1 protein-coding gene is annotated in these 1,475 nt (G+C 59.1%); it reads right to left on the bottom strand.

What is annotated here, in order from left to right:
• Nucleotides 1-108: 108 nt before the first annotated feature.
• Nucleotides 109-1,383: a phage minor head protein gene (locus EZM81_RS17915; protein ID WP_136646726.1), complete on the bottom strand. Its 1,275-nt coding sequence runs from the start codon at nt 1,381-1,383 to the stop codon at nt 109-111.
• Nucleotides 1,384-1,475 lie beyond the last annotated feature (92 nt).

The raw sequence follows: 1,475 nt of genomic DNA, 5'->3' as shown, positions 1-1,475 counted from the left end.
CCCGGAGCTCAGGCGTTTCTACCGAAGGGCCATCAAAGAGCGTTTGTCCAATGGACCGACTGGCGACGCCCATAAGCAAGACAGCAGTGAGGAGACGAAGGGCGGCTCTCATTCCGCGTCCTCGAAGCGCGGGCGAGAGACGGAGAACCGACAGACGTTTGCGAAGACCTCCGACTCGCTCAGCCGACGAACGTTTTCCCAGCGTTGTCCGTAGGTGTCGGTGCCGGGATTGATGATTGCGGTAATGCTGTCTGCGGCGGCGCGGTTGATCCCAGCGTCCGCGAGCCCAAAGAGACCATTTGCGCGCCAGAACCAAAGAGCCGAACGTGCAGCGTAGCGAGGTGTCCCCAGCAGGTCCGGTTCTGCCTCGAAATCAACCTGTTCGCCAAACATCAGGGCGTGATCTTCGGTGAAGGCTCGGTAACCCGCGCGACCGGTGATCTGTTTCAGGCCGCGCCCGCGAAACCTCCATCCGTCACCGCTCTCTACATTCCCGTTACCGTTGCGGTTGGCATAGGCTCGGTTTGCGATCGCTTCCTGATCTGCGGGATGGTCGGCAGTTCTCCCGTAGAGCAGGGCTTCATCCGGGTTGCGCCTGAAATAGCTGAAGATCGATCCCAGGCGGTCGGCACGATAGTCGAGGCTCTCGACAAGCCGCATTCGTGGCCCGACTTCCTGAAGCACCTGACCGAAGAAATGCGCGAGACGTTCGGGACTGTTTAACTGAGCCGTCACGATCTGCAGGTCGATTTCCCGGGCAACTTGAGCCAGACGGTCTCTAGCGGCATCAGGGAATACACCGGAGAGACGATTGCCATTCAGGATGTCGCAGACCGCTCCCCCAGGAAGATCCTGAGGATCAAGGATCGGTTCGGCTGTGCATCGACAGTTCCATGCCTCGCCTGGGTGGCCGTCGGCAGGAGGACTGGACCATGCGAAGACCCGATTGTCGTACTCGGCATGTGCCGCGCGAACACGGGCATCGTCCTGACTGCGCCAGATATAGCTTGTAAGTTGAAGCGCGTCTCTCTGGAAATAGCCGTTCAGCCTCTCGGCATATCGCGCGAGGATCGCGTTGATGACCGTATCGTTGGGATTGACTGGAACACCCGTCTCGTTCAGCCGGTCCGCGACTGAGGCGCGCAGTTGATCTCTGATCGTGGTCAGATCGACCGATGTGATGTCAATGCTGACACCTTCGGGGAGAAAGCCATTCAGCCGGGCAACGCCAGCTGCCAGCGCATCGTCGATGATGCTATCCAGCAGTCGGTGCGGGACCACCGAGAATTTGACTTCCGGTGCTTGAACCGGACCCATCGGCAAGACGAAGACGCTGTTGCCGCCTGACCTGATCCAGGCCGCAAACCTGCTTTCGTGCCGCATCGTTTCCTCCCAGTCGTTCCCCGAAAGCGGTATCAGATTCGAGTTAAAGTTACATTAGGGTCAGGACCCATTGATTTTGTGTCTGCGACGTG

It is taken from the genome of Tabrizicola sp. YIM 78059 (assembly GCF_004959785.1).
Lineage (GTDB): Bacteria > Pseudomonadota > Alphaproteobacteria > Rhodobacterales > Rhodobacteraceae > Tabrizicola > Tabrizicola caldifontis.
Note: the sequence above shows the minus strand (reverse complement) of the source record. Positions and strands in the feature narration are given on the sequence as shown.

Excerpts from the sequence above, each read along its gene's own strand:
- EZM81_RS17915 (WP_136646726.1), bottom strand. The coding sequence starts at position 1,383 with ATGCGGCACGAAAGCAGGTTTGCGGCCTGGATCAGGTCAGGCGGCAAC.